Consider the following 20,641-nt stretch of genomic DNA (forward strand, 5'->3'; position numbering starts at 1 on the left):
CTGCCGCGGGGGCGGGGGCCGGGAGAGAATACGTCCCACCATGTCCTTGTTCCGCGCCCTGGTCGGCGCCGTCCGTTCGGTCCGGCACGCCCCGCGCCTCGCCGCCGGGTTCGTGCCGGACGACGACGTGCTGCTCGACGCCCCGGACGAGCGGCTCGCCCCCGCCCTGGTCGCCGCCGCCCTCGCCGACCCGGAGCCCGCCGCGAAACTGCTCGCCACCACGCGGGACTCCGGCGAGTGGGAGGACCGCGACCGGTATGTCACCCGGCTCGCCACCTTCGCGTACAGCAGGGGCGACTGGCTGACCCACTGGCTCTCCGCCGCCCCCGGCGATCCCGACGCGATGCTCGTCACCGCGCAGCTCGCCGTGCGCCAGGCGTGGGAGTCGCCCGCGCGGGCCGAGCGGCTGCGCGAGCTCGGCCCGCTGATCCACGCGGTCGTCGAGGGAGCTCCGCACGATCCGGTGCCGTGGCGACTCGCCCTGGACCACGCCCGCGGCTCGCACGCCGGGCACACCGTCTTCGAATCGCTCTGGGAGCAGGCCGTGCGCCGCTCCCCGCACCACTACGGCTGTCATGTGGCGGCGCTGAAGTACCTCTCCGCCCAGTGGTACGGCTCGCACCGCGCCGCCTTCGACTTCGCGGAGCAGGCGGCGGACGACGCGGCCCCGGACTCGCTCGTCCGGGCGCTGCCGGTCCGCGCGGCCTACGACCGGCTCCGGGTGCCGGCGGACCGGGACCCGTCCGTGCCGGAGAGGCGGATCGACCGGGCGGCGGATCGCGCCCTGGCCCTGTCGGCGGGCTTCCCGACGGGTGACCCGTGGCCGGCCGAGGTCCGCAACCTGCTGGCGTACGTGCTGGTGGAGCGGGCGCGGTGGGAGGAGGCGCGGGACGAGTTCGACCGGATCGGGGCCCACGCGACCTCGTTCCCGTGGGGGGCGCCGCGGGCGGCCGGGAGGGGAGCCGTACGGGAGGATCCGCTGCGCCGGTTCCTCGGCGCGCGGGACCGGGTCGGGGGCGAGTTGTCCCGCCGTACCCCTCTCTGGGACACCGGACGTGGACGGGCCGGACGGGGCGGGCCCGGCGGCCATTAGGCTTGACCGCTGTGACCACCGCTCGCCTGCCTCTCTTCCCGCTCAACGCGGTGCTTTTCCCGGGCCTCGTGCTGCCGCTGAACGTCTTCGAGGAGCGTTATCGCGCCATGATGCGCGAGCTGCTCACGATCGACGACTCGGAGCCGCGCCGCTTCGCCGTCGTCGCCATCCGTGACGGCCGCGAGGTCGCGCCGACCGCCCCCGGCATGCCGGACCAGACGGCGCTGCCGGAGCGGGGCCCGGCAGCGGGCTTCGGCTCCGACCCCATCCAGTCCTTCCACCGGGTCGGCTGTATCGCCGACGCGGCCACGATCCGGGAGCGCGCGGACGGCAGCTTCGAGGTGATGGCCACCGGCACGACCCGGGTGAAACTGCTGTCGGTCGACGCGACCGGGCCGTTCCTGGTCGCCGAGATCGAGGAGATCCCGGAGGAACAGGGCGAGGAGGCCGGCACCCTCGCCGAGGGCGTTCTGCGGGCCTTCCGCAGCTACCAGAAGCGGCTGGCGGGGGCACGGGAGCGTTCGCTGACGACGAGCGAGCTGCCGGACGACCCCTCCGTGGTGTCGTACCTGGTCGCGGCGGCGGCGGTGCTCGACACGCCGTCGAAGCAGCGGCTGCTCCAGGCCCCGGACACGGCGACCCGGCTGCGCGAGGAGCTGACGCTGCTGCGCGCGGAGACGGCGGTACTGCGGCATCTGCCGTCGCTGCCGGTGGTGGATCTGACGCAGGCCCCGACGTACCCGAACTGAGCCGAGGAGGCGCCCGTGGCGAAGAAGCAGAAGAAGAACGGCGGCGGCACCCCGGCGACGGTGGCCCTGACGGCGGCGGGAACGCCGTTCACCCTGCACGCGTACGAGCACGACCCGGCCTCCCCCTCGTACGGCGAGGAGGCCGCGGAGGCCCTCGGCGTCTCCCCCGACCGGGTCTTCAAGACCCTGGTGGCGGATGTCGACGGCGAGCTGACGGTCGCGGTGGTGCCGGTGGCGGGCCAGCTCGACCTGAAGGCGCTGGCCTCGGCGGTCGGCGGCAAGCGCGCGGCGATGGCGGACCCGGCGGCGGCCGAGCGCACCACCGGCTACGTCCGGGGCGGTATCTCCCCGCTCGGCCAGCGCAAGCGGCTCCGCACGGTCCTCGACGCCTCGGCCTCGGACCACGCGTCCATCTGCATCTCGGCGGGCCGGCGCGGCCTGGAGGTGGAGCTCTCCCCCACCGATCTGGCCGCGCTCACCTCGGCGGTGCTGGCCCCGATCGGCCGCGCCTGACGGAGTTCAGCCCGCGCTCGGGCCCTGGGTGTACGGCTTCGGCATGTCCCACGGCTCGGGCTCCGGGTCGCGCGGGCCGAAGACGGCCGTGAGCGCCAGGTGCACGATCATCGCGGCGAGCGGCCAGGCCAGCAGCGCGGCGGCCCCCAGGTTGAGTTCGAGCGGCGCCTCGAAGGCGATGTTGGGCCCGACCGCCTTGGCGTGGGCGATCACGTCGCTCGTCGGGCCGAAGTACGTCCCGAGGCCCCAGGCGAGCAGGGAGCCGAGCACACCGCCCAGCGCGAGACCGAGCACCAGCGGGACGCCGCCCTTGCGGCGCAGCAGGAAGACGACGAGCCCGGCCACCGCTCCGAAGGCCAGGGCGAGGAGCACGAACGTTCCGTCCGCGCCGATCGCGGTCTCCCCCTCGGAGTTGCGGAGGTAGACCCCCTTGCCGTCCGAGATGAGCAGGACGCGCGGGGCCAGATTCAGCCAGAGCACCCCGAGCAGCGCGCCCGCGATCGCGGAGACCACGGTCACCAGCACACCCTGGAGGACCTCGGCCGCCGTGATCGGGTCCCCGGCCGGGCCGTGCATCGGCGGAGGCGGCGGCGGCCAGTCGGGATCGTGCGGCGATGGCTGGTGAGGCGGAGTCAGAGGTGCGGTCACCCCGCCATCGTGCCAGGTGTGCCTGTGACCCGCCTCAGCGGACGGCGGCCCGCCGGTACGCCCAGGTGGCGACCGCAAGGGAGACCACGCCGACCACTCCGCACACGGCGAGGTCGAGGGCGACGGCCGCCCAGTCCGGATCCGGGTCGAAGGTGCGGGCCAGGGCCTCCACGCCGTACGTCGACGGCAGCAGGTCCCGTGCCCAGCCGATGGGCTCGGGCAGCCGCTCCGCCGGGAGCACGCCGAGGAGCAGCGCGGCGGACATGCCGAGCTGGCCGAGGAGGGTGGCCAGTTCCTGACGGGGCGCGAGCAGACCGAGGGCCGCGCCGAGTCCGGCGAGGGCGGCTCCGGCGAGCGGGACGACGGCGGCCAGGATCCAGAGGTGCCCCAGGGGCAGTCCGAAGAGCACGGATCCCGCGACGGCGGTGACGGCGGTCCCGGGCACGGTGAAGGAGGCGTACGCCCCCGCCGCGCCGAGCACGACGGCCGCGGGCGGCACGGGCAGGGTGGCGTAGTGGTCGAGGCCACCGGTGGCCCGCAGCTGCCCGAAGTACTGGGCGAGCAGGTTGAGCGCGACGAAGGCGACGACGAGGACGGTGGAGCCGGCCACGACGGCGCGCGCCTCGGAGCCGCCGTCCACGACCCCGCGCATCAGGACCATGATCCCGACGGACTGGAAGGTGGCGACGAAGAGCAGCGGGATGCGGGCGACCCGGGCGCGGGAGAGCTGCGCGCGGTAGACGGCGGCCAGGGCCGGCAGCAGCCGGGCGCGCGGGGCCAGGGGCGCGGCGGCCACTTCGTCGTCGGTGGCGCTGCCCCGGCCGGAAAGCGCGCCGGTCGGCAGGACCTCGGCGGGCACGGTGCTCACTGCGTACAGCTCCTGGGGGTGACGTGCGGTGCGTGCGGTAGAGGCGGTACGTGCGGTGCGGGCCGTACGTGCTGCCCGACGGCCGGCGCGTGCGGTGCGGGCCGGGTGCGTGGTGCGGGCCGCGGGTGCGCGGCCTCCGGGGTCCGCGGTATGCACGGCGTCCGCGGGACGTGCGGCGCCCTCGGTCCGTGCGGTGTGCGCCGTACGGGCGCCGTGCGCGGGGTCACGCCTTCACCAGCCCCTCCGTCGCGCCGCCCAGCGCCAGATACACGTCCTCCAGGCTGGGCGTCGCCAGGGTGAAGTCGTCGAGCGCGGCGAAGGCGGCCCCGCCGGTGACGGTGGCGACGGCCGCCCGGGCCGCGTCCGGGGCGAGCCGGAGGACCCAGCGCCGCCCGGTCTCCTGGGCGAGCCCGCGCAGCGCGGCCACCTCGGGCAGCTGGAGCGGCGCCGACTCGCGCCAGACCAGTTCGACGCGGACCTCGCCCGCGACGCGTTCCTTGAGTCCGGCGGGCGTGTCGCAGGCGATGACGCGGCCGTGCTCGAGGACGGCGACCCGGTCGAGCACGGTCTCGGCCTCGATGACGTTGTGGGTGACGAGCAGCACGGTGGTGCCCTGCTCGGCGCGCCGCCGGTCGACGGCCGCCCAGACGGCGCGCCGGGCGATCGGGTCCATGCCGGTGGTGGGCTCGTCGAGGACGAGGACGGGGCGCTCGCCGACGAGCGCGGCGGCGACGCAGGCGAGCCGCCGCTGTCCGCCGGAGAGCTTCCTGAGCGGCCGGGAGGCGAGCGCGCCGAGGCCGAGCTCCTCCAGGACGGCGTCCCGCTCGGCGCGCGCGTCGTGGGCGCCGAGGCCGCGCAGCCGGCCGGTGGTCTCGGCGGCGAGGGCGACGGTCAGGTCGTCGAGGGCGGTGGACTCCTGGCCGAGGTAGGCGAGGAGCCGGGACGCCCGGTCGGGATGGCGCACGAGGTCGTGGCCGAGGAGCCGGACGCTGCCGGAGTCGGGGCGCATCAGCCCGGTGAGCTGGCGGACGAGGGTGGACTTGCCGGCTCCGTTGGGTCCGAGCAGGCCGAAGATCTCGCCGCCGCGCACGTCGAGGCTGATCCCGTCGGTGGCTCGCACCTCGGGTGTCGCGGGCGCACCGCGCCGACCGCGCGTGGCGGGGTACGTCTTGACCAGATCCCGCACCACGCACACCGTACTCACGGGGGAAGAGCCTACGGGGTCGCCGGGCCCACTCCGGGCGCGGGGGCGTGTTCGGCGGCCGCCCGGACGTCGATCTCCCGCCAGAATCCCGCCCGGATCGCATAGCGGTCGTGCTCGTCGATCTGATCGTCCTTGTGGGCGAGAAGACCGAATCGGGCGGCGTAGCGGAGGAGTTCGCCGTCGATGCGGTGCGGGATGCGGGGGTAGAGGGTGGACAGCTTCTGGACGTGACTCTGCTCGGGGAGCCGTTCCATCCACCGGCGGGCGAACACCTGTCCGACCTCGAACGGATCGCCGCCGACCGTGGTGATGTCCTCCTCCCGGTCCGCCCAGCGCTGCTCGGCGCTGGTGAGGGTGGCCAGAGTGGGCAGGGAGGCGGTCTCGGCCGGTTCGCCGAGGGTGGGGGCGGGGCGCTCGACCCAGCCGCGGTCGGAGGACCAGCGCAGCGCGCTGGCGCCCTGCGGCACGGGGCCGCCGGGGGCGGCTCCGGGGGCACGCAGTCCCGCCAGGTCCTTGGGGGTGGGGACACCCTTGCCCGCGCTCGGGGCGGGCACGCCGACGCCGTGGTCGTGCTCGTCGTCGCGGACGTGCCCGTTGCCGTTGTGGACGTGGCCGCCTCCGTGGACGTGACCGTTGCCGTTGGCGGTGGAGACCTCCCCGGCGGCCGCGGCGGCCGCGGCCTCGGCGGCCCGTTCGGCGGAGGCGGCGAGAGCTGCCTCCGGCAGCGGCGCGGAGAGGATGGCGGCGATCTCGGGGCGCGGGGCGGGCGGGGGCGAGCAGATCCCGGTGAGGTCCTTGGCGCGGACGGCCCGGGTGATCCAGGCCCGGTCGAGGACGCGCCGTTCGTCGGCCTCGGCGACCAGGTCCTCGGACTGGTTGTAGTCGCCGTCGGCGGCCTGGACGGCCCAGAGATGGACGGCGACTCCGTGTTCCTTGGCGGACATCAGACCGGGCAGCAGATCGCCGTCGCCGGTGACGAGCACGATGTCCGAGCAGGCCCTGTTCCTGGCGAGCTCGGTCAGCTCGGTGTGCATGGCCGCGTCGACGCCCTTCTGGGCCCAGCGTCCGTCGCTCCTCGTCAGCGCTCCCAGCCGGACGGTGACCCGGGGCATCACCCGCAGTCTGCGGTGCTCGGGCTGGGGCACCCGGTCGGGTGCGCCGTCGAACCAGTAGATCCGCAGGAGGGGCAGCGCGGTCTCGGCCTCGGCGCGCTGGCGCAGCTGCTGGATGAGCCCGGCGTGATCGACGGTGATCCTGGAGCGGGCCGGTTCCCCGGCGAGAAGACTGGCGGCGGCGCCCAGCAGGTAGCCGGCGTCCACCAGGACGACGCAGCGGTCCACGTGTTCCACCCTCTTTCGGGAACCTCGGGATCGGAAGTTGCTTCGGATTTCCTTCGAGTCTGCCCGAAGGCCGGGGGCTCAACGGTCGGAACTGGATCATCGGCGTGGCGGATGTCACGTTCCCTGACACCTTACGCTCCGTAATGATCCAACATGCGACACTTCGTACCATATGTGAGTCTGACAGCGGCCCTGGCCCCTAGGTCCCTTTGAGGAGGCATCCCCATGGCCAAGAACCGCAATCAGAACCGCAGTCAGAAGCAGCAGTCTCCTGCCGAGCGCGGCGCCCAGCAGGCGCAGCAGTCGGCGATGGAGTCCCAGGCCGAACAGCGCGCCGGCCAGGTCACACCGGGTGACATGGCGCGCAAGGGCCGTCAGAAGCGCTTCGGCCACAACTGACGGATTCCGAGTACGGCAAAGGGGCGCGCCCGTGACGACGGGCGCGCCCCTTGCGCGCGGTGCGGGAGATCCCGCCCGGCCGGGCCGGGCGGGACGGACGGTCAGCCCGCCAGGCAGGACGGGCCGAGCAGCACCTTCAGATCGCCGAAGAGCGCCGGGTCGGCCTGCACCCGGTGCCGGTCGAGCCTGAGGACGGTCGTGGTGCGGGGGCCCTGGAGCTTGATCCGTACCTCGGTGTTGCCCTTGTGGTGGCCCAGGATCTCGCCGAGCCGGGTGACCATCGGCGGGGTCACCTTGACGGTGGGGATGGTGAGGATCACCGGCGCGTTGGTCCCGGCGTTCGACAGGTCGGGGACCATCAGCTCCATGGCGACCAGCCGGGGCACGTCCTCGCGCTTGTCGAGCCGTCCCTTGACGAAGACGACGGTGTCCTCGACGAGCTGGGTGGAGACCAGCTGGTAGGTGGCCGGGAAGAACATGCACTCGATGGAGCCGGCCAGGTCCTCGACGGTGGCGATGGCCCAGGCGTTGCCCTGCTTGGTCATCTTGCGCTGGAGGCCGGAGATGATGCCGCCGATGGTGACGACCGCGCCGTCGGAGTGCTCGCCGCCGGTGAGCTGGGAGATCGCCGCGTCCGTCTTGTCGGAGAGGACGTGCTCGATGCCGAAGAGCGGGTGGTCGGAGACGTAGAGGCCGAGCATCTCGCGCTCCTGGGCGAGCAGGTAGGACTTCTCCCACTCGACGTCGGAGAACTCGACGTCGAGTCCGAAGCCGGGCTCGTCGGTCGCCTCGTCGCCCATGCCGCCGAAGAGGTCGAACTGTCCCTCGGCCTCCTTGCGCTTGACCGCCACCACGTTGTCGATCATCGGTTCGTGGTGGGCGACCAGGCCCTTGCGGGTGTGGCCCATCTCGTCGAAGGCGCCTGCCTTGATCAGTGACTCGATGGTCCGCTTGTTGCAGACGACGGCCTCGACCTTGTCGAGGAAGTCCGGGAAGGTGGAGTACTTCCCCTTCGCCTTGCGCGACTTGATGATCGACTCGACGACGTTGGTGCCGACGTTGCGGACGGCGGAGAGGCCGAAGAGGATCACGTCGTCGCCCTGGGCGGCGAAGTTCGACTCGGACTCGTTCACATTGGGCGGAAGCACCTTGATGCCCATGCGCCGGCACTCGTTGAGGTAGATCGCGGACTTGTCCTTGTCGTCCTTGACCGAGGTGAGCAGTCCCGCCATGTACTCGGCCGGGAAGTTGGCCTTGAGGTAGGCGGTCCAGTAGGAGACCAGGCCGTACGCGGCCGAGTGGGCCTTGTTGAAGGCGTAGCCGGCGAAGGGGACCAGAACGTCCCAGAGGGCCTTGATGGCCGCGTCGCTGAAGCCCTTCTTCTTGGCTCCCGCCTCGAAGATGACGAAGTTCTTCGCCAGCTCGTCGGGCTTCTTCTTGCCCATCACGCGGCGGAGGATGTCGGCCTCACCCAGGGAGTACCCGGCGATGATCTGGGCGGCCTTCTGCACCTGCTCCTGGTACACGATGAGGCCGTAGGTGACCGCGAGCACCTCTTCGAGCGGCTTCTCCAGCTCGGGGTGGATCGGGGTGATCTCCTGCTGCGCGTTCTTGCGCAGGGCGTAGTTCGTGTGCGAGTTCATGCCCATCGGGCCCGGCCGGTACAGGGCGGACACGGCGGAGATGTCTTCGAAGTTGTCGGGCTTCATCAGCCGCAGCAGCGAGCGCATGGGGCCGCCGTCGAACTGGAAGACACCGAGGGTGTCACCGCGCTGGAGCAGTTCGAAGGTCTTCGGATCGTCGAGCGGCAGGGCCAGGAGATCGAGGTCGATCCCCTTGTTGGCCTTCACCATCTTGACGGCGTCGTCCATGATCGTGAGGTTGCGCAGGCCCAGGAAGTCCATCTTCAGCAGGCCGAGCGACTCGCACTGCGGGTAGTCCCACTGGGTGATGGTGACGCCGTCGGTGTGCCGGACCCAGATCGGCGCGTGGTCGACGATCGGCTCGCTGGACATGATCACGCCGGCCGCGTGCACGCCCATCTGGCGGACCAGGCCCTCGACGCCCCGGGCGGTGTCGATGACCTTCTTGACGTCCGGCTCGTTCTCGTACATCGCACGGATCTCGCCGGCCTCGCCGTAGCGCGGGTGCGACGGGTCGGTGATGCCGTTGAGGTCGATGCCCTTGCCGAGGACGTCGGCGGGCATGGCCTTGGTGAGCCGGTCGCCCATGGCGTAGGGGTAGCCGAGGACGCGCGCGGAGTCCTTGATGGCGTTCTTCGCCTTGATCTTGCCGTAGGTGCCGATCATGGCGACCTTGTCCGAGCCGTACTTCTCGGTCACGTACCGGATGACCTCGACGCGCCGACGCTCGTCGAAGTCGATGTCGACATCGGGCATCGAGATGCGCTCGGGGTTGAGGAAGCGCTCGAAGATCAGTCCGTGCGGGATCGGGTCGAGGTCGGTGATGCCCATGGCGTACGCGACGATCGAGCCGGCCGCGGAGCCTCGGCCGGGGCCCACGGCGATGCCCTGCTTCTTCGCCCACATGATGAAGTCGGCGACGACGAGGAAGTAGCCGGGGAAGCCCATCGAGATGATCGTGTCCATCTCGTACTCGACCTGCTTCATGCGGTCCTCGGGGATGCCCCCGGGGAAGCGGCGGGCCATGCCCCGCATGGTCTCCTCGCGGAACCAGGTGACCTCGGTGTACCCCTCCGGGATGTCGAACTTCGGCATGAGGTTCTTCTCGACGAACATGCCGTCGGTGGTGACCTGCTCGGCGACCAGGAGGGTGTTGCGGCAGCCCTCCTGCCAGGCGTCCGAGGAGTCGACGGCGTACATCTCGTCCGTGGACTTGAGGTAGTAGCCGGTGCCGTCGAAGCGGAAGCGGTCCGGGTCGGAGAGGTTCTTGCCGGTCTGGATGCAGAGCAGGGCGTCGTGCGCGGTCGACTCGTGCGCGTACGTGTAGTGGGAGTCGTTGGTGACCAGCGGCGGGATGCCGAGCTTCTTGCCGATCTCCAGGAGCCCGTCGCGGACCCGGCGCTCGATCTCGATGCCGTGGTCCATCAGCTCCAGGAAGTACCGCTCCTTGCCGAAGATGTCCTGGTACTCGGAGGCCGACTTCAGGGCCTCGTCGAACTGGCCGAGCCGGAGCCGGGTCTGCAGCTCGCCGGAGGGGCAGCCGGTGGAGGCGATGAGCCCCTCCGACCACTGGGAGATGGTCTCCTTGTCCATCCGGGGCCACTTCTGGAGCCAGCCCTCGGCGTAGGCGTCGGAGGAGAGCTTGAAGAGGTTGTGCAGTCCGGTGTTGTTCGCCGCCCAGATCGTCTTGTGGGTGTAACCGCCGGAGCCGGAGACGTCGTCCCGCTTCTGGTGCGGCTGGCCCCACTGGATCTTCCGCTTGTTGCGCCGCGACTCGGGCGCCACGTACGCCTCGATGCCGATGATCGGCGTCACCCCGGCCTTCTTGGCCGTGTGGAAGAAGTCGTACGCCCCGTGCAGGTTGCCGTGGTCGGACATGGCGATGTGCGTCATGCCCATCTCGTTGCACGCGTTGAACATGTCCTTCAGCCGCGCGGCACCGTCCAGCAGCGAGTACTGGGTGTGGACGTGGAGGTGCGTGAAGGGCGGCTTGGTCACGGCGGGAGGCCTCCGGAAAACAGGAGTCGACAGGCTGCGGGCAGTCTGGGGGGACAGCGTGGAAGTCTACGTCTCGCGACTGACAGACGTCGGGCACTCCCGGCTAGGGTCGCGCGTTGAGAGGCATGGAACGCCTGTCCCAATTGTCGTGAACATTCTCGCAGCACCCGGTACCAGGAGGCACCCTCGATGTCGGTCCCGCAGCCCACCGCGGCAGAGCGCGGTGAGCACATTCTCGCCGTCTTCGACACCGCCTTCGGCGAGCTCCTCGCCGCCGACCCCGCGGCCTTCCGCGTCAAGTTCCGGAAGATGGCCGGCTCCGCCTTCGCCTTCTACCGGGGGACGGCCTGCCTGTTCTACGCGGACCTGGAGAAGGAGGCCCACGGCGGCCCCTACCTGGACGAGCGCACCGGCCGGGTCTGGATCCACGGCGATCTCCACGCCGAGAACTTCGGCACCTACATGGACGCCAACGGGCGGCTGATCTTCAACGTCAACGACTTCGACGAGGCCTACGTCGGCCCCTTCACCTGGGACATCAAGCGCCTCGCGGCCTCGCTCGCCCTCATCGGCTACGCGAAGGCGCTGAGCGACGAGCAGATCACCCACCTCGTCCGGATCTTCGCGGCCTCCTACCGGGAGCGGATCCACGCCCTGGCGACCGGCACCGAGACCGACGACCTGCCGCCGTTCACGCTGGACACGGCCGAGGGCGCTCTCCTCGGCGCGCTCCGCGACGCCCGCGCCATGACCCGGTTCGGGCTGCTGGACTCGATGACGGAGATCCGTGAGTTCGAGCGGCGCTTCGCGCCCGGCGGCGGATCGATAGAGCTGGACGCGGCGACCCGGTACAAGATCCTCGCCGCCTTCGACGGCTACCTGGAGACGCTGCCCGAGGCCTCCCTCGTCCGCCCCGACTCGTACCGGGTGAAGGATGTGGTCGGGCGCCGCGGGATCGGCATCGGCTCGGCCGGCCTCCCCTCGTACAACATCCTCCTGGAGGGCCACAGCGACGCCCTGGAGAACGACGTCGTCATCTACATGAAGCAGGCCCAGACCCCTGCGGCCTCGCGCCATGTGACGGACCCGGCGGTGCGCGGCTACTTCCGGCACGAGGGACACCGCACGGTGATCTCGCAGCGCGCCCTGCAGGCGCACGCCGACCCCTGGCTGGGCTGGACCGAGCTGGACGGGGCGGGCCAGCTGGTCGCCGAGGTGTCGCCGTACGCGGTGGACCTGGACTGGTCGGACATCGACGACCCGCAGGACATCGCGGCCACGGTCGCCGACCTGGGCCGGGCGACGGCGACCATGCACGCGGCGGCCGACGACTCCAGCGACCAGTCGCTGGTGCCGTTCTCGACCGAGCGGGCCATCGACGCGGCGATCGCCGCCGACGAGGAGGGCTTCGCCGAGCTCCTGGTGGACTTCGCGCACAGCTACGGGGCACGCGCCAGGGCCGACCACCAGATCTTCGTGGATCTCTTCCGCAACGGCCGGATCCCGGGTCTGTAGGGACCCCCGGGACCGTCCACAGGTTCCCTTTAAGGACGTCTTACCGACCGGCATGGCACACTCCACGACGATGGACATGGCAGGGACGCAGCTGAGGGCGCTGCGGGCGGCGTTCTTCACGGCACTGGTCGTGACGCTGTCCGTGGCGTCCCACGTGCTGCTCTCACGCGTGCCGCTGCCGCTCGGGACGGTCGTCCCGGTCGCGGTCGGCGTCTTCGCCGTGGCGTACGCCCTGGCCGGCCGCGAGCGCGGCCTCGGCCCGATCGCCGGACTCCTCGTCCCGCTGGAGCTGGCGGCCGACACGCTCTTCACCAGCGGCCAGGTGATCTGTTACGGCGCCGCCGGCGGCCCGGTCGCCGGTTCGCTGCGCGCGGTGGGCGTGGAGGTGTTCTGCGGCGGCGCCGTCGGCACCCCGCTGCCCGGCGTGGCGGCCCCCGAGAGCGGCACCGCGGCCGCCCTGCTCGACTCCCCCGACCCGGCGCTGCCGTGGCTGCTGCTCCTGGCCCACGTGGGCGTCGGGCTCTCGGCCGCGGTCTGGCTGCGGGGCGGGGAGCGGGCGCTCGCCCGGCTGCTCGGCGCGATGGCGGCCTTCGCGTTCCGGCCGCTGCTGATCGTGGCGGCCCTCTTCCGTACCGGTGGCCCGGCGCCGCGGCGCTCCGGGCGGCCCGCGGGACGGCCCCGGTCCTCCCGCGCCCGGCTCCTCACGCACTCCGTGGGACGGCGTGGACCGCCGTGCCAGGGCTTCGCTCTCGTCTGAGCAGCGCAAGCACACAGGCACGCAGTCCCCCTTTCCTTCCCCACCCCACGGAGATCACGATCATGAGCGCACGCAACAACCAGGCCAACAAGGCTGCCGCCCGCGAGCGGATCCGCGTCGAGCGGGAGCGCCAGGCGAAGAAGGACCGGGCGCGCCGGCAGCTCGTCGTCGGCGTCTCGGCCCTGGCCGTGCTGGCCGCCGCCGGCGGCATCGGCTACGCCGTGGTGCAGTCCAACAAGCCCTCCCAGTGGGAGGCGGCGGCGAAGGCGACCGTGACGGCCCCGAAGAACACCTCGGGCACGAACGGCACGACCGTCGTCGTCGGCGAGGCGTCCGCCAAGAAGACCCTGGAGCTGTACGAGGACTCGCGCTGCCCCGTCTGCGCGACCTTCGAGCAGTCCGTGGGCGCCACGGTCGAGAAGGACGTCGAGGCCGGCAAGTACAAGATCAAGTACGTCGGTGCCACCTTCATCGACGACGCCGCCACGGGCGAGGGCTCGAAGAACGCCCTCTCGGCGCTCGGCGCGGCTCTGAACGTGAGCCCCGAGGCCTTCCTGAAGTACAAGGCGGCGCTCTACTCCACCACGTTCCACCCGGAGGAGAACGACGACAAGTTCGCCAAGGACTCCTACCTCCTGGAGGTCGCGGACTCGGTGCCGGCCCTCAAGGGCAACGCCGAGTTCAAGAAGAACGTCGAGAACGGCACCTTCGACGCCTGGGCGATGAAGATGTCGAAGGCCTTCGACGACAGCGGGGTGACGGGCACCCCGACCCTGAAGATGGACGGCAAGAAGGTGACCGTGGCGGGCAGCGACAACCCGCCGATGACGGCGGCCGAGTTCACCACGGCGATCGACGCGGCCCTGAAGGGCTGACGCGCCTCCCCTCGTCTCCCCCCTGACCCGCCCGCCGGCCCGCGCGGCGGCGGGTCGGGGGCCGAGGGACGCGGCCCGGTCCTCCCGGTCGTCGCCGACCCTCCCGGCGACCGTGGGGCGACGAGCCGGCGAACATTCCGGTACCCCACTCCCCACCCACCGTACTCGTCCGTAACCTGACTGGTCGTGACCAGTCGTTACCTCTCCCCCACGCGCCGCACGGTCGTCAAGGCCGCCGCCGTCACCGCCGCCGCCGCGCCCGCCCTGCTGGGCGCCGCCTCCACGGCCCAGGCCTCACCCGGCGCACCCGCGTTCCTCCACGGCGTCGCCTCCGGCGACCCGCTGCCCGACGGCGTCCTGCTCTGGACGCGCGTCACCCCCATACCCGAGGCCGTTCCCGGTTCCGGTCTCGGCCCGGACGTCCGGGTCGGCTGGGAGCTCGCCGAGGACCGGGCCTTCACCCGGGCCGTGGCCTCCGGCACGACCACGACGAGCGCCGCGTCCGACCACACGGTGAAGGCGGACGTCCGGGGCCTGCGACCCGCCACCTCCTACTGGTTCCGGTTCACCGCGGGCTCCGCCGTCTCCCCCGCCGCCCGGACCCGGACCGCGCCGGCCGCCGAATCCGCGGCGCCCGGGGTCCGCTTCGGCGTGGTCTCCTGCGCGAACTGGGAGGCCGGCCACTTCTCCGCGTACCGCCATCTCGCCAACCGCGCCGACCTGGACGCGATCCTCCACCTCGGCGACTACGTGTACGAGTACGGCAGCGGCGTCTACCCGGAGGCGAAGTACACCGTCCGGCGGCACGAGCCGCGCCACGAGACCGTCTCGCTCGCCGACTACCGCACCCGGCACGGCCACTACAAGACGGACCCCGACCTCCAGGCGCTGCACGCGGCCCACCCGGTCGTCGCCATCTGGGACGACCACGAGTTCGCCAACGACGGCTGGTCCGGGGGCGCCGAGAACCACACCCCCGGCGCCGAGGGGGAGTGGGCGGCCCGGGTCGCCGCGGCCAAGCAGGCGTACTTCGAGTGGATGCCGGTGCGCGCCTCGACCGAGGGCACGGTCTTCCGGCGGCTGCGCTTCGGCAGGCTGGCCGATCTGCACCTCCTCGATCTGCGCTCGTTCCGTTCCGCCCCGGCGAAGGCGGGCAGCGGCTCGGTCGACGACCCGGCGCGGAGCATCACCGGCCGCGCCCAGCTCGACTGGCTCAAGTCCGGGCTCGCGGGCTCGGACGCGACCTGGCAGCTGGTCGGGACCTCGGTGATGATCTCGCCGGTCGCCTTCGGCTCCGTGCCCGCCCACCTCCTGGAGCCGATCGCCGAGCTGCTGGGGCTGCCGAAGGAGGGGCTCGCGGTCAACGTCGACCAGTGGGACGGCTACACCGACGACCGCAGGGAGCTGCTCGCGCATCTGACGTCACGGGCGATCCGCAACACGGTCTTCCTGACCGGCGACATCCATATGGCCTGGGCCAACGACGTGCCGGTGAAGGCGGCCACGTATCCGCTCTCGGCGTCCGCCGCGACCGAGTTCGTGGTCACCTCGGTGACCTCGGACAACCTGGACGACCTGCTGCGCGTCGCCCCGGGGACCGTCTCGGCGGTGGCCGCGGGCGCCGTGAAGGCCGCCAACCGGCATGTGAAGTGGGTGGACATGGACCACCACGGCTACGGCGTGCTCGACGTGACCGCCGAACGCTCGCAGATGGACTACTACACGGTCTCCGACAAGGCGGATCCGGCCGCGACGACGGCCTGGGCGCGCTCGTACCGGACGCGGAGCGGAACGCAGCGTGTCGAGCGGGTGTACCAGCCGGTTCGCTGATGTTTTACTGACGAACCATCACCGTCGATTTTCAGCCATGATCCCTTCTGTTAACGGGAGATCACATCGCTACGGCGGGTGGCCGGTTTTAGAGATCGAATCCGGACACACCACCCGCCTCCGGCGCTCCGACTGTTACGTCGGCATCTCAAACTCCGGAAGGCGCACAAGAATTTCTTCCCGATGACCCGAATTGCCCCATGAATGATTGGGCTTGATCACTCCTCAACAGTGTCTGACATGGACGCGTAATCTCCCCGGCGTGGCGGAGGAAGTTCCTCCCCCCACCCCCCACGAGGAGTCACCATGCGTGCTCTTGCCCGTATATCCCCGCGTATGTCACGTCGGATGCTCGGTACCGCCGTCATGGCCGGAACCCTGGCCCTTGCCCCGCTCTCCGCCCCGGTCGCCAGCGGTACCACCGCCACCCTGGCCGGCGCCTCCGCCGAGGAGTGCGCGGACGACGCCACCGCCCTCTCCGGCGCCCGCAAGGTCCGCGGCGCCGACAGCCACGCCGCCGAGCCCAACGAGCTCACGGCCGCCAAGGCCAAGGCGATGGACGACGACCTGAAGAAGAAGCTGACCTCGGCCCGCTCGGAGGGACGCCTCAGCGCCTCCGCCGCAGCCGGCGCCACGGCGGTGAACATCCCCGTCTACTTCCACGTCATCCACTCCGGTACGACGGGCAAGCTCTCCGCCACCGCGATCAACAACCAGCTGAACGTCCTGAACGCGGCCTACGGCGGCCAGGGCACCGGCAATGTGAACACCAACTTCCAGTTCACCCTGGCCGGAACCGACTACACGGACAACGCCACCTGGTACAACCTGACCTCCGGCTCCACCGCCGAGAAGCAGATGAAGCAGACCCTCCGCAAGGGCGGCGCGGGCGCGCTGAACTTCTACACCGCCAAGCTGGGCGGCGGCCTCCTCGGCTGGGCGACCTTCCCGTCCTCGTACGCCTCGCAGCCGTCCATGGACGGTGTCGTCGTCCTCGACTCCTCACTGCCGGGCGGCTCCGCGGCCAACTACAACGAGGGCGACACGGCCACCCACGAGGTCGGCCACTGGATGGGGCTCTACCACACCTTCCAGGGCGGCTGCAGCGGCGCCGGCGACTCCGTCGCCGACACCCCGGCCGAGAAGAGCCCCGCGTACGAGTGCCCGACCGGTCGTGACTCCTGCACCAACAAGACCGGCGTGGACCCGATCCACAACTTCATGGACTACACGTACGACTCCTGCATGTACCAGTTCACCTCGGGCCAGGTGACCCGGATGAACGACCACTGGACCGCGTACCGCGGCTGACGCCTCGACGGGTTCCGCACAGGAAAGGTGCGGCGGGAGAAGTTCTCCCGCCGCACCTTTCCGCGTCCTCGGCCGACGTCCGCTTCCCGGGGACCGCCGGGGCCTCCTACAGGCTGTCGAGGAAGGACAGCGCGACCGACCAGGTCCGCCCGGCCGCCTCCTCGTCCCAGTCGGGCAGCTCCGGGTCCGTGTACAGATGGCCCGCGCCCCGGTACCGGTAGATCTCCACGTCCGCCCCGGCCCTGCCCATCTGCAGGTACCAGGCGGACAGCCAGTCGTCCGTCTCGAACGGGTCGGGCTCGGCCACGTGCAGCTGCACCGGCAGCTCGTCCACCGACACGTTCGGCGCGAGGTCCGAGGTGCCGTGGAGCAGCAGCAGACCCCGCGCCTTCTCGTCACCGAGGGCCAGGGTCTGCGCGACGGAGGCGCCGAGGGAGAAGCCCGCGTAGACCAGACCGCGCTCCGAGTACGGAGCGGCGGCCAGGATCGCGCGCTTCAGCAGCTCGTCCTTGCCGATCTCGTCCCGCTTCGCCATGCCCTCCTCCACCGACTCGGTGGTCCAGCCGTCGAACAGGTCCGGCACCCACACCTGGTGCCCGGCGGCCCGCAGCCGGTCGGCCGCGTGCTCGACGGCCGGGCGCAGCCCGTACACCGAGTGGAAAAGCATGATGTCCATGCGCGCCATCCTGCCACCCGCCGGCGCCGGCCACCGACCGCGGCGACGCCGCCGTCACCGCATGCTGCGGACGTCCAGGTGCCGCAGCACCCGGTCCACCACCTCCGGGTCGGCACCCGGTTCGCTGCGCGCCGAGAGCACCTCGTGCCGGGCGGCCGACATCAGCTCCCGCTGGATCCGCTGGACCGCCTTGAAGCGCTTCGTCCGCTCGACGAAGGCCGCTCTCCGCTCCTCGTCGACCATGTCCGGACTGATCCTTGCCCCGATGTCGTACGCCCCGCGCAGCAGCCGCTCCTGGACCTCCTCGGGCAGCTCCTCGACCTCCTCGATCTCCTTGAGCCTGCGCCGGGCGGCCTTCGCGGCCCGGACGGCGAGATCCCGCTCCAGGGCCCGCTCGGCATCCGCGTCGGCCCGGACACCGAGCTTCCGGACCAGCCAGGGCAGGGTGAGCCCCTGGAGGACGAGGGTGGCGATGATCACACAGAAGGCGATGAAGACGATCTCGTCACGGCCGGGGAAGGGCTCGCCGTCGTCGGTGCGGAGCGGGATGGCGAGCGCGAGCGCCACCGAGGCGACGCCGCGCATCCCCGCCCACCACATGACGACGGTCTCCCGCCAGCTCATCGGGATCTCCTCGTCGACGTCCCGGCGGGTGTGGAGCCGCTTCGCCAGCCAGGTGGCGGGCAGCAGCCACAGCAGCCGGACCCCGACGACCACCGCGACCACGGTGGCGCCCCAGCCGAGCATCTCCCAGCCACGCCCCTCGGCCACCCCGAAGACATGGACGAGCTCCAGACCGATGAGGCCGAAGGCGATGCCGGTGACGAGGGTGTCGACGATCTGCCAGAAGGTCTGGCCGGCGAGCCGGCCCATGACGTCGTCGGCGTCGGCCGCGTGCTCGGCGAGGAAGAGGGCGGTGATCAGGACCGCGAGGACGCCGGAGCCGTGCAGCTCCTCGGCGAGGACGTAGCTCACGAAGGGGACGAGGAGGGTGAGCCCGGTCTGGAGCGTGGCGTCCCCCAGAAGCCCGATGAGCTTGTTGGTGAGCCAGCCGAGCACCAGGCCGACGATCATGGCGACCACCGCGGACAGCACGAACTCGCCGATCGCATCGGGCCAGGAGAAGGCGCCGCTCACGACGGCGGCGATCGCCACGTGGTAGAGCACGATCGCGGTCACGTCGTTGAAGAGCCCCTCGCCCTCCAGGATCGACACGAGCCGCCGCGGCAGTCCCAGCGAGCCGGCGACGGCGGTCGCCGCGACCGGGTCGGGCGGTGCGACGAGGGCGCCGAGCGCGATCGCCGCGGCCAGCGAGATGCCGGGCACGATCGCGTGCGCGACCGCGCCGACGGCGGCCGTGGTGACGAAGACGAGGGCGACCGCGAGCAGGAAGATGGGCCGTCTGTTCGCCGCGAACTGACGCCAGGAGGTGCGCTGCACGGAGGCGTACAGCAGCGGTGGCAGGACCAGCGGGAGGATGAACTCCGGCGGGATCTCGACGTTCGGCACGAAGGGCAGCAGGGCCAGCGCGATCCCGATGAGTGTCATCAGGACGGGCGCGGGCAGTCCGAGCCGCTCTCCGAGGGGCACGGTGAGGAGGGCGCCGAGCAGCAGCAAGAACAACAGGGCCAATTGATCCACGGCCCCCACCCTGTCACGTATGTCCGTTTTCACCGCGACTGCCCCCTGCGCACGCCGGGACGCGGCGCGTGCTCCAGGGGGCAGGAGATGCCGCGGGTGGTGCGGTGCGGGCCCTCAAGGACCTTGCGCACCGCCCGGGGCAAGGCCCTACAGGACCTTGCGCATCGCGCGGTGCGGCATGTCCGCGTCCGGGAACTCGGGGCCGTACGCCTCGTAGCCGAGCCGCTCGTAGAAACCGAGCGCGTGGGTCTGCGCGTGCAGGTCGACCGCGGACAGGCCGCGCTCGCGCGCCACGTCCTCGACGGCCCTCACGAGCGCCGCGCCGACGCCGAGGCCCCGGGCGGCCTTCGAGACCGCGAGCCGGCCGAGCGAGCCCACCGAGGCGTCGGCGCCGGTCTTGCCGACCGCGTCCGCCCCGTGCAGCAGCCGTCCGGTACCCAGCGGCAGCCCGTCCCCGCGCACGGCGAGCACGTGCACCGCGGTCGCGTCGTACGTGTCGTACTCCAGCTCCCGCGGAACGCCCTGCTCCTCGACGAAGACCTCGCGGCGGACCGCGAAGCACGCCTCCCGGTCCTCGGTCCCGAGCGCCTCACGGACGCCGTAGGCGGTGGTCACCGGCTCTCCGCCGCGATCCGGTCCAGGGCCCGCTGGAGGTCCTCCGGGTACGTGCTGGCGAACTCGACCCACGAGCCGTCGCCCGGGTGCTCGAAGCCGAGCCGGACGGCGTGCAGCCACTGCCGGGTCAGGCCGAGACGCTTGGCGATGGTCGGGTCGGCGCCGTAGGTGAGGTCACCGACGCAGGGGTGGCGGTGGGCGGACATGTGCACCCGGATCTGGTGGGTGCGGCCCGTCTCCAGCTTGATGTCGAGCAGCGAGGCCGAGCGGTACGCCTCGATGAGGTCGTAGTGCGTGACGGAGGCCTTGCCGTCGGCCGTGACCGCCCACTTGTAGTCGTGGTTCGGGTGCCGACCGATGGGGGCGTCGATGGTGCCGCTCATCGGGTCCGGGTGGCCCTGCACCAGCGCGTGGTAGCGCTTGTCGACCACGCGCTCCTTGAACTGGCGCTTGAGCGAGGTGTACGCGTACTCCGACTTCGCGACCACCATCAGACCGGAGGTGCCGACGTCGAGGCGGTGCACGATTCCCTGGCGCTCGGCGGCGCCGGAGGTGGAGATGCGGTACCCGGCGGCGGCGAGGCCGCCGATCACCGTGGTGCCGGTCCAGCCGGGGCTGGGGTGCGCGGCCACACCGATCGGCTTCATGATCACGACGATGTCGTCGTCGTCGTGGATGATCTCCATGCCCTCGACGGGCTCCGCGACGATCTGCACGGGCGCGGCCGCGCCGGGCATCTCGACCTCGAGCCACGCGCCGCCGCTGACCCGCTCGGACTTGCCGACGACGGAGCCGTCGACCTGGACCTTGCCTGCGGCGGCCAGCTCGGCCGCCTTGGTACGGGAGAACCCGAACATACGGGCGATGGCGGCGTCGACGCGCTCGCCCTCCAGGCCATCGGGAACGGGCAGTGTGCGGATCTCGGGACTCGTACTCACTCGTCGAGTATGCCTTGTGCCGGACGCA

18 protein-coding genes are annotated in these 20,641 nt (G+C 71.6%); 9 read left to right on the forward strand and 9 right to left on the reverse strand.

The window, feature by feature from the left end:
• The first annotated feature begins 40 nt into the window (after positions 1-40).
• Genes IE311_RS06515 through ybaK form a run of 3 tightly spaced genes read left to right on the forward strand, consistent with a single transcriptional unit; the run spans position 41 to position 2,355 of the window.
• Positions 41-1,093 carry a hypothetical protein gene (locus IE311_RS06515; protein WP_189830597.1) on the forward strand — a complete coding sequence of 351 codons (1,053 nt, stop codon included), beginning with the start codon at positions 41-43 and terminating at the stop codon, positions 1,091-1,093.
• Between the two features lie 11 nt (positions 1,094-1,104).
• Positions 1,105-1,842, forward strand: a complete 738-nt coding sequence (locus tag IE311_RS06520) for an LON peptidase substrate-binding domain-containing protein (RefSeq protein ID WP_189830598.1) — start codon at positions 1,105-1,107, stop codon at positions 1,840-1,842.
• 15 nt (positions 1,843-1,857) lie between these two features.
• Positions 1,858-2,355: a Cys-tRNA(Pro) deacylase gene (ybaK, locus tag IE311_RS06525; RefSeq protein WP_189830599.1), complete on the forward strand. Its 498-nt coding sequence runs from the start codon at positions 1,858-1,860 to the stop codon at positions 2,353-2,355.
• 6 nt (positions 2,356-2,361) lie between these two features.
• Here ybaK and IE311_RS06530 read toward each other — a convergent pair whose 3' ends face one another.
• The 4 genes from IE311_RS06530 to IE311_RS06545 form a co-directional block, all read right to left on the reverse strand.
• The gene (locus tag IE311_RS06530; RefSeq protein ID WP_189830600.1) at positions 2,362-3,003 is read right to left on the reverse strand and encodes a DUF2567 domain-containing protein; all 642 of its coding nucleotides are present in this window, start codon (positions 3,001-3,003) and stop codon (positions 2,362-2,364) included.
• Positions 3,004-3,037: 34 nt separating this feature from the next.
• Positions 3,038-3,871: an ABC transporter permease gene (locus IE311_RS06535; RefSeq protein ID WP_373313761.1), complete on the reverse strand. Its 834-nt coding sequence runs from the start codon at positions 3,869-3,871 to the stop codon at positions 3,038-3,040.
• 223 nt (positions 3,872-4,094) lie between these two features.
• The gene (locus IE311_RS06540) at positions 4,095-5,066 is read right to left on the reverse strand and encodes an ABC transporter ATP-binding protein (protein WP_189830737.1); all 972 of its coding nucleotides are present in this window, start codon (positions 5,064-5,066) and stop codon (positions 4,095-4,097) included.
• Between the two features lie 20 nt (positions 5,067-5,086).
• Positions 5,087-6,424, reverse strand: a complete 1,338-nt coding sequence (locus IE311_RS06545) for an NYN domain-containing protein (protein WP_189830601.1) — start codon at positions 6,422-6,424, stop codon at positions 5,087-5,089.
• Positions 6,425-6,640: 216 nt separating this feature from the next.
• Here IE311_RS06545 and IE311_RS06550 point away from each other — a divergent pair, with 216 nt between their 5' ends.
• On the forward strand, positions 6,641-6,814 hold the full coding sequence (locus IE311_RS06550) for a hypothetical protein (protein ID WP_015032922.1): 174 nt from the start codon (positions 6,641-6,643) through the stop codon (positions 6,812-6,814).
• A gap of 101 nt (positions 6,815-6,915) precedes the next feature.
• Here the strand turns inward: IE311_RS06550 and dnaE are convergent, their stop codons facing one another.
• A complete protein-coding gene (gene dnaE / locus IE311_RS06555; protein ID WP_189830602.1) occupies positions 6,916-10,455 on the reverse strand; it encodes a DNA polymerase III subunit alpha in 3,540 nt (1,179 codons plus the stop codon).
• 189 nt (positions 10,456-10,644) lie between these two features.
• Between dnaE and IE311_RS06560 the strand changes: the two genes are divergently transcribed.
• From IE311_RS06560 to IE311_RS06580, 5 genes are all read left to right on the forward strand, one after another.
• Positions 10,645-11,970, forward strand: a complete 1,326-nt coding sequence (locus IE311_RS06560; RefSeq protein ID WP_189830603.1) for a DUF2252 domain-containing protein — start codon at positions 10,645-10,647, stop codon at positions 11,968-11,970.
• A gap of 70 nt (positions 11,971-12,040) precedes the next feature.
• Positions 12,041-12,727, forward strand: a complete 687-nt coding sequence (locus tag IE311_RS06565; protein ID WP_189830604.1) for a hypothetical protein — start codon at positions 12,041-12,043, stop codon at positions 12,725-12,727.
• A gap of 62 nt (positions 12,728-12,789) precedes the next feature.
• Positions 12,790-13,602, forward strand: coding sequence for a DsbA family protein (locus IE311_RS06570; protein ID WP_189830605.1), 813 nt, complete (start codon positions 12,790-12,792; stop codon positions 13,600-13,602).
• A gap of 186 nt (positions 13,603-13,788) precedes the next feature.
• Positions 13,789-15,432, forward strand: a complete 1,644-nt coding sequence (locus tag IE311_RS06575) for an alkaline phosphatase D family protein (protein WP_189830606.1) — start codon at positions 13,789-13,791, stop codon at positions 15,430-15,432.
• A 348-nt stretch (positions 15,433-15,780) separates the two neighbouring features.
• Positions 15,781-16,743 (forward strand): zinc metalloprotease, encoded by a 963-nt coding sequence (locus IE311_RS06580; RefSeq protein ID WP_229901756.1) that lies wholly within the window; start codon positions 15,781-15,783, stop codon positions 16,741-16,743.
• Between the two features lie 106 nt (positions 16,744-16,849).
• Here IE311_RS06580 and IE311_RS06585 read toward each other — a convergent pair whose 3' ends face one another.
• The 4 genes from IE311_RS06585 to IE311_RS06600 all read right to left on the reverse strand — a co-directional run bounded on the left by IE311_RS06585 (position 16,850) and on the right by IE311_RS06600 (position 20,613).
• Positions 16,850-17,419 carry a dienelactone hydrolase family protein gene (locus IE311_RS06585; RefSeq protein WP_189830607.1) on the reverse strand — a complete coding sequence of 190 codons (570 nt, stop codon included), beginning with the start codon at positions 17,417-17,419 and terminating at the stop codon, positions 16,850-16,852.
• Between the two features lie 54 nt (positions 17,420-17,473).
• Positions 17,474-19,060, reverse strand: coding sequence for a Na+/H+ antiporter (locus IE311_RS06590; protein WP_189830608.1), 1,587 nt, complete (start codon positions 19,058-19,060; stop codon positions 17,474-17,476).
• A 147-nt stretch (positions 19,061-19,207) separates the two neighbouring features.
• Positions 19,208-19,675, reverse strand: coding sequence for a GNAT family N-acetyltransferase (locus IE311_RS06595; protein WP_189830609.1), 468 nt, complete (start codon positions 19,673-19,675; stop codon positions 19,208-19,210).
• Entirely contained in the window at positions 19,672-20,613 is a 942-nt protein-coding gene (locus IE311_RS06600; protein WP_189830610.1) for an RluA family pseudouridine synthase, read from the reverse strand. Before IE311_RS06600 ends, IE311_RS06595 begins: the two co-directional genes overlap by 4 nt.
• Positions 20,614-20,641 lie beyond the last annotated feature (28 nt).

This window comes from Streptomyces zaomyceticus (genome assembly GCF_014656215.1).
GTDB lineage: Bacteria > Actinomycetota > Actinomycetes > Streptomycetales > Streptomycetaceae > Streptomyces > Streptomyces zaomyceticus.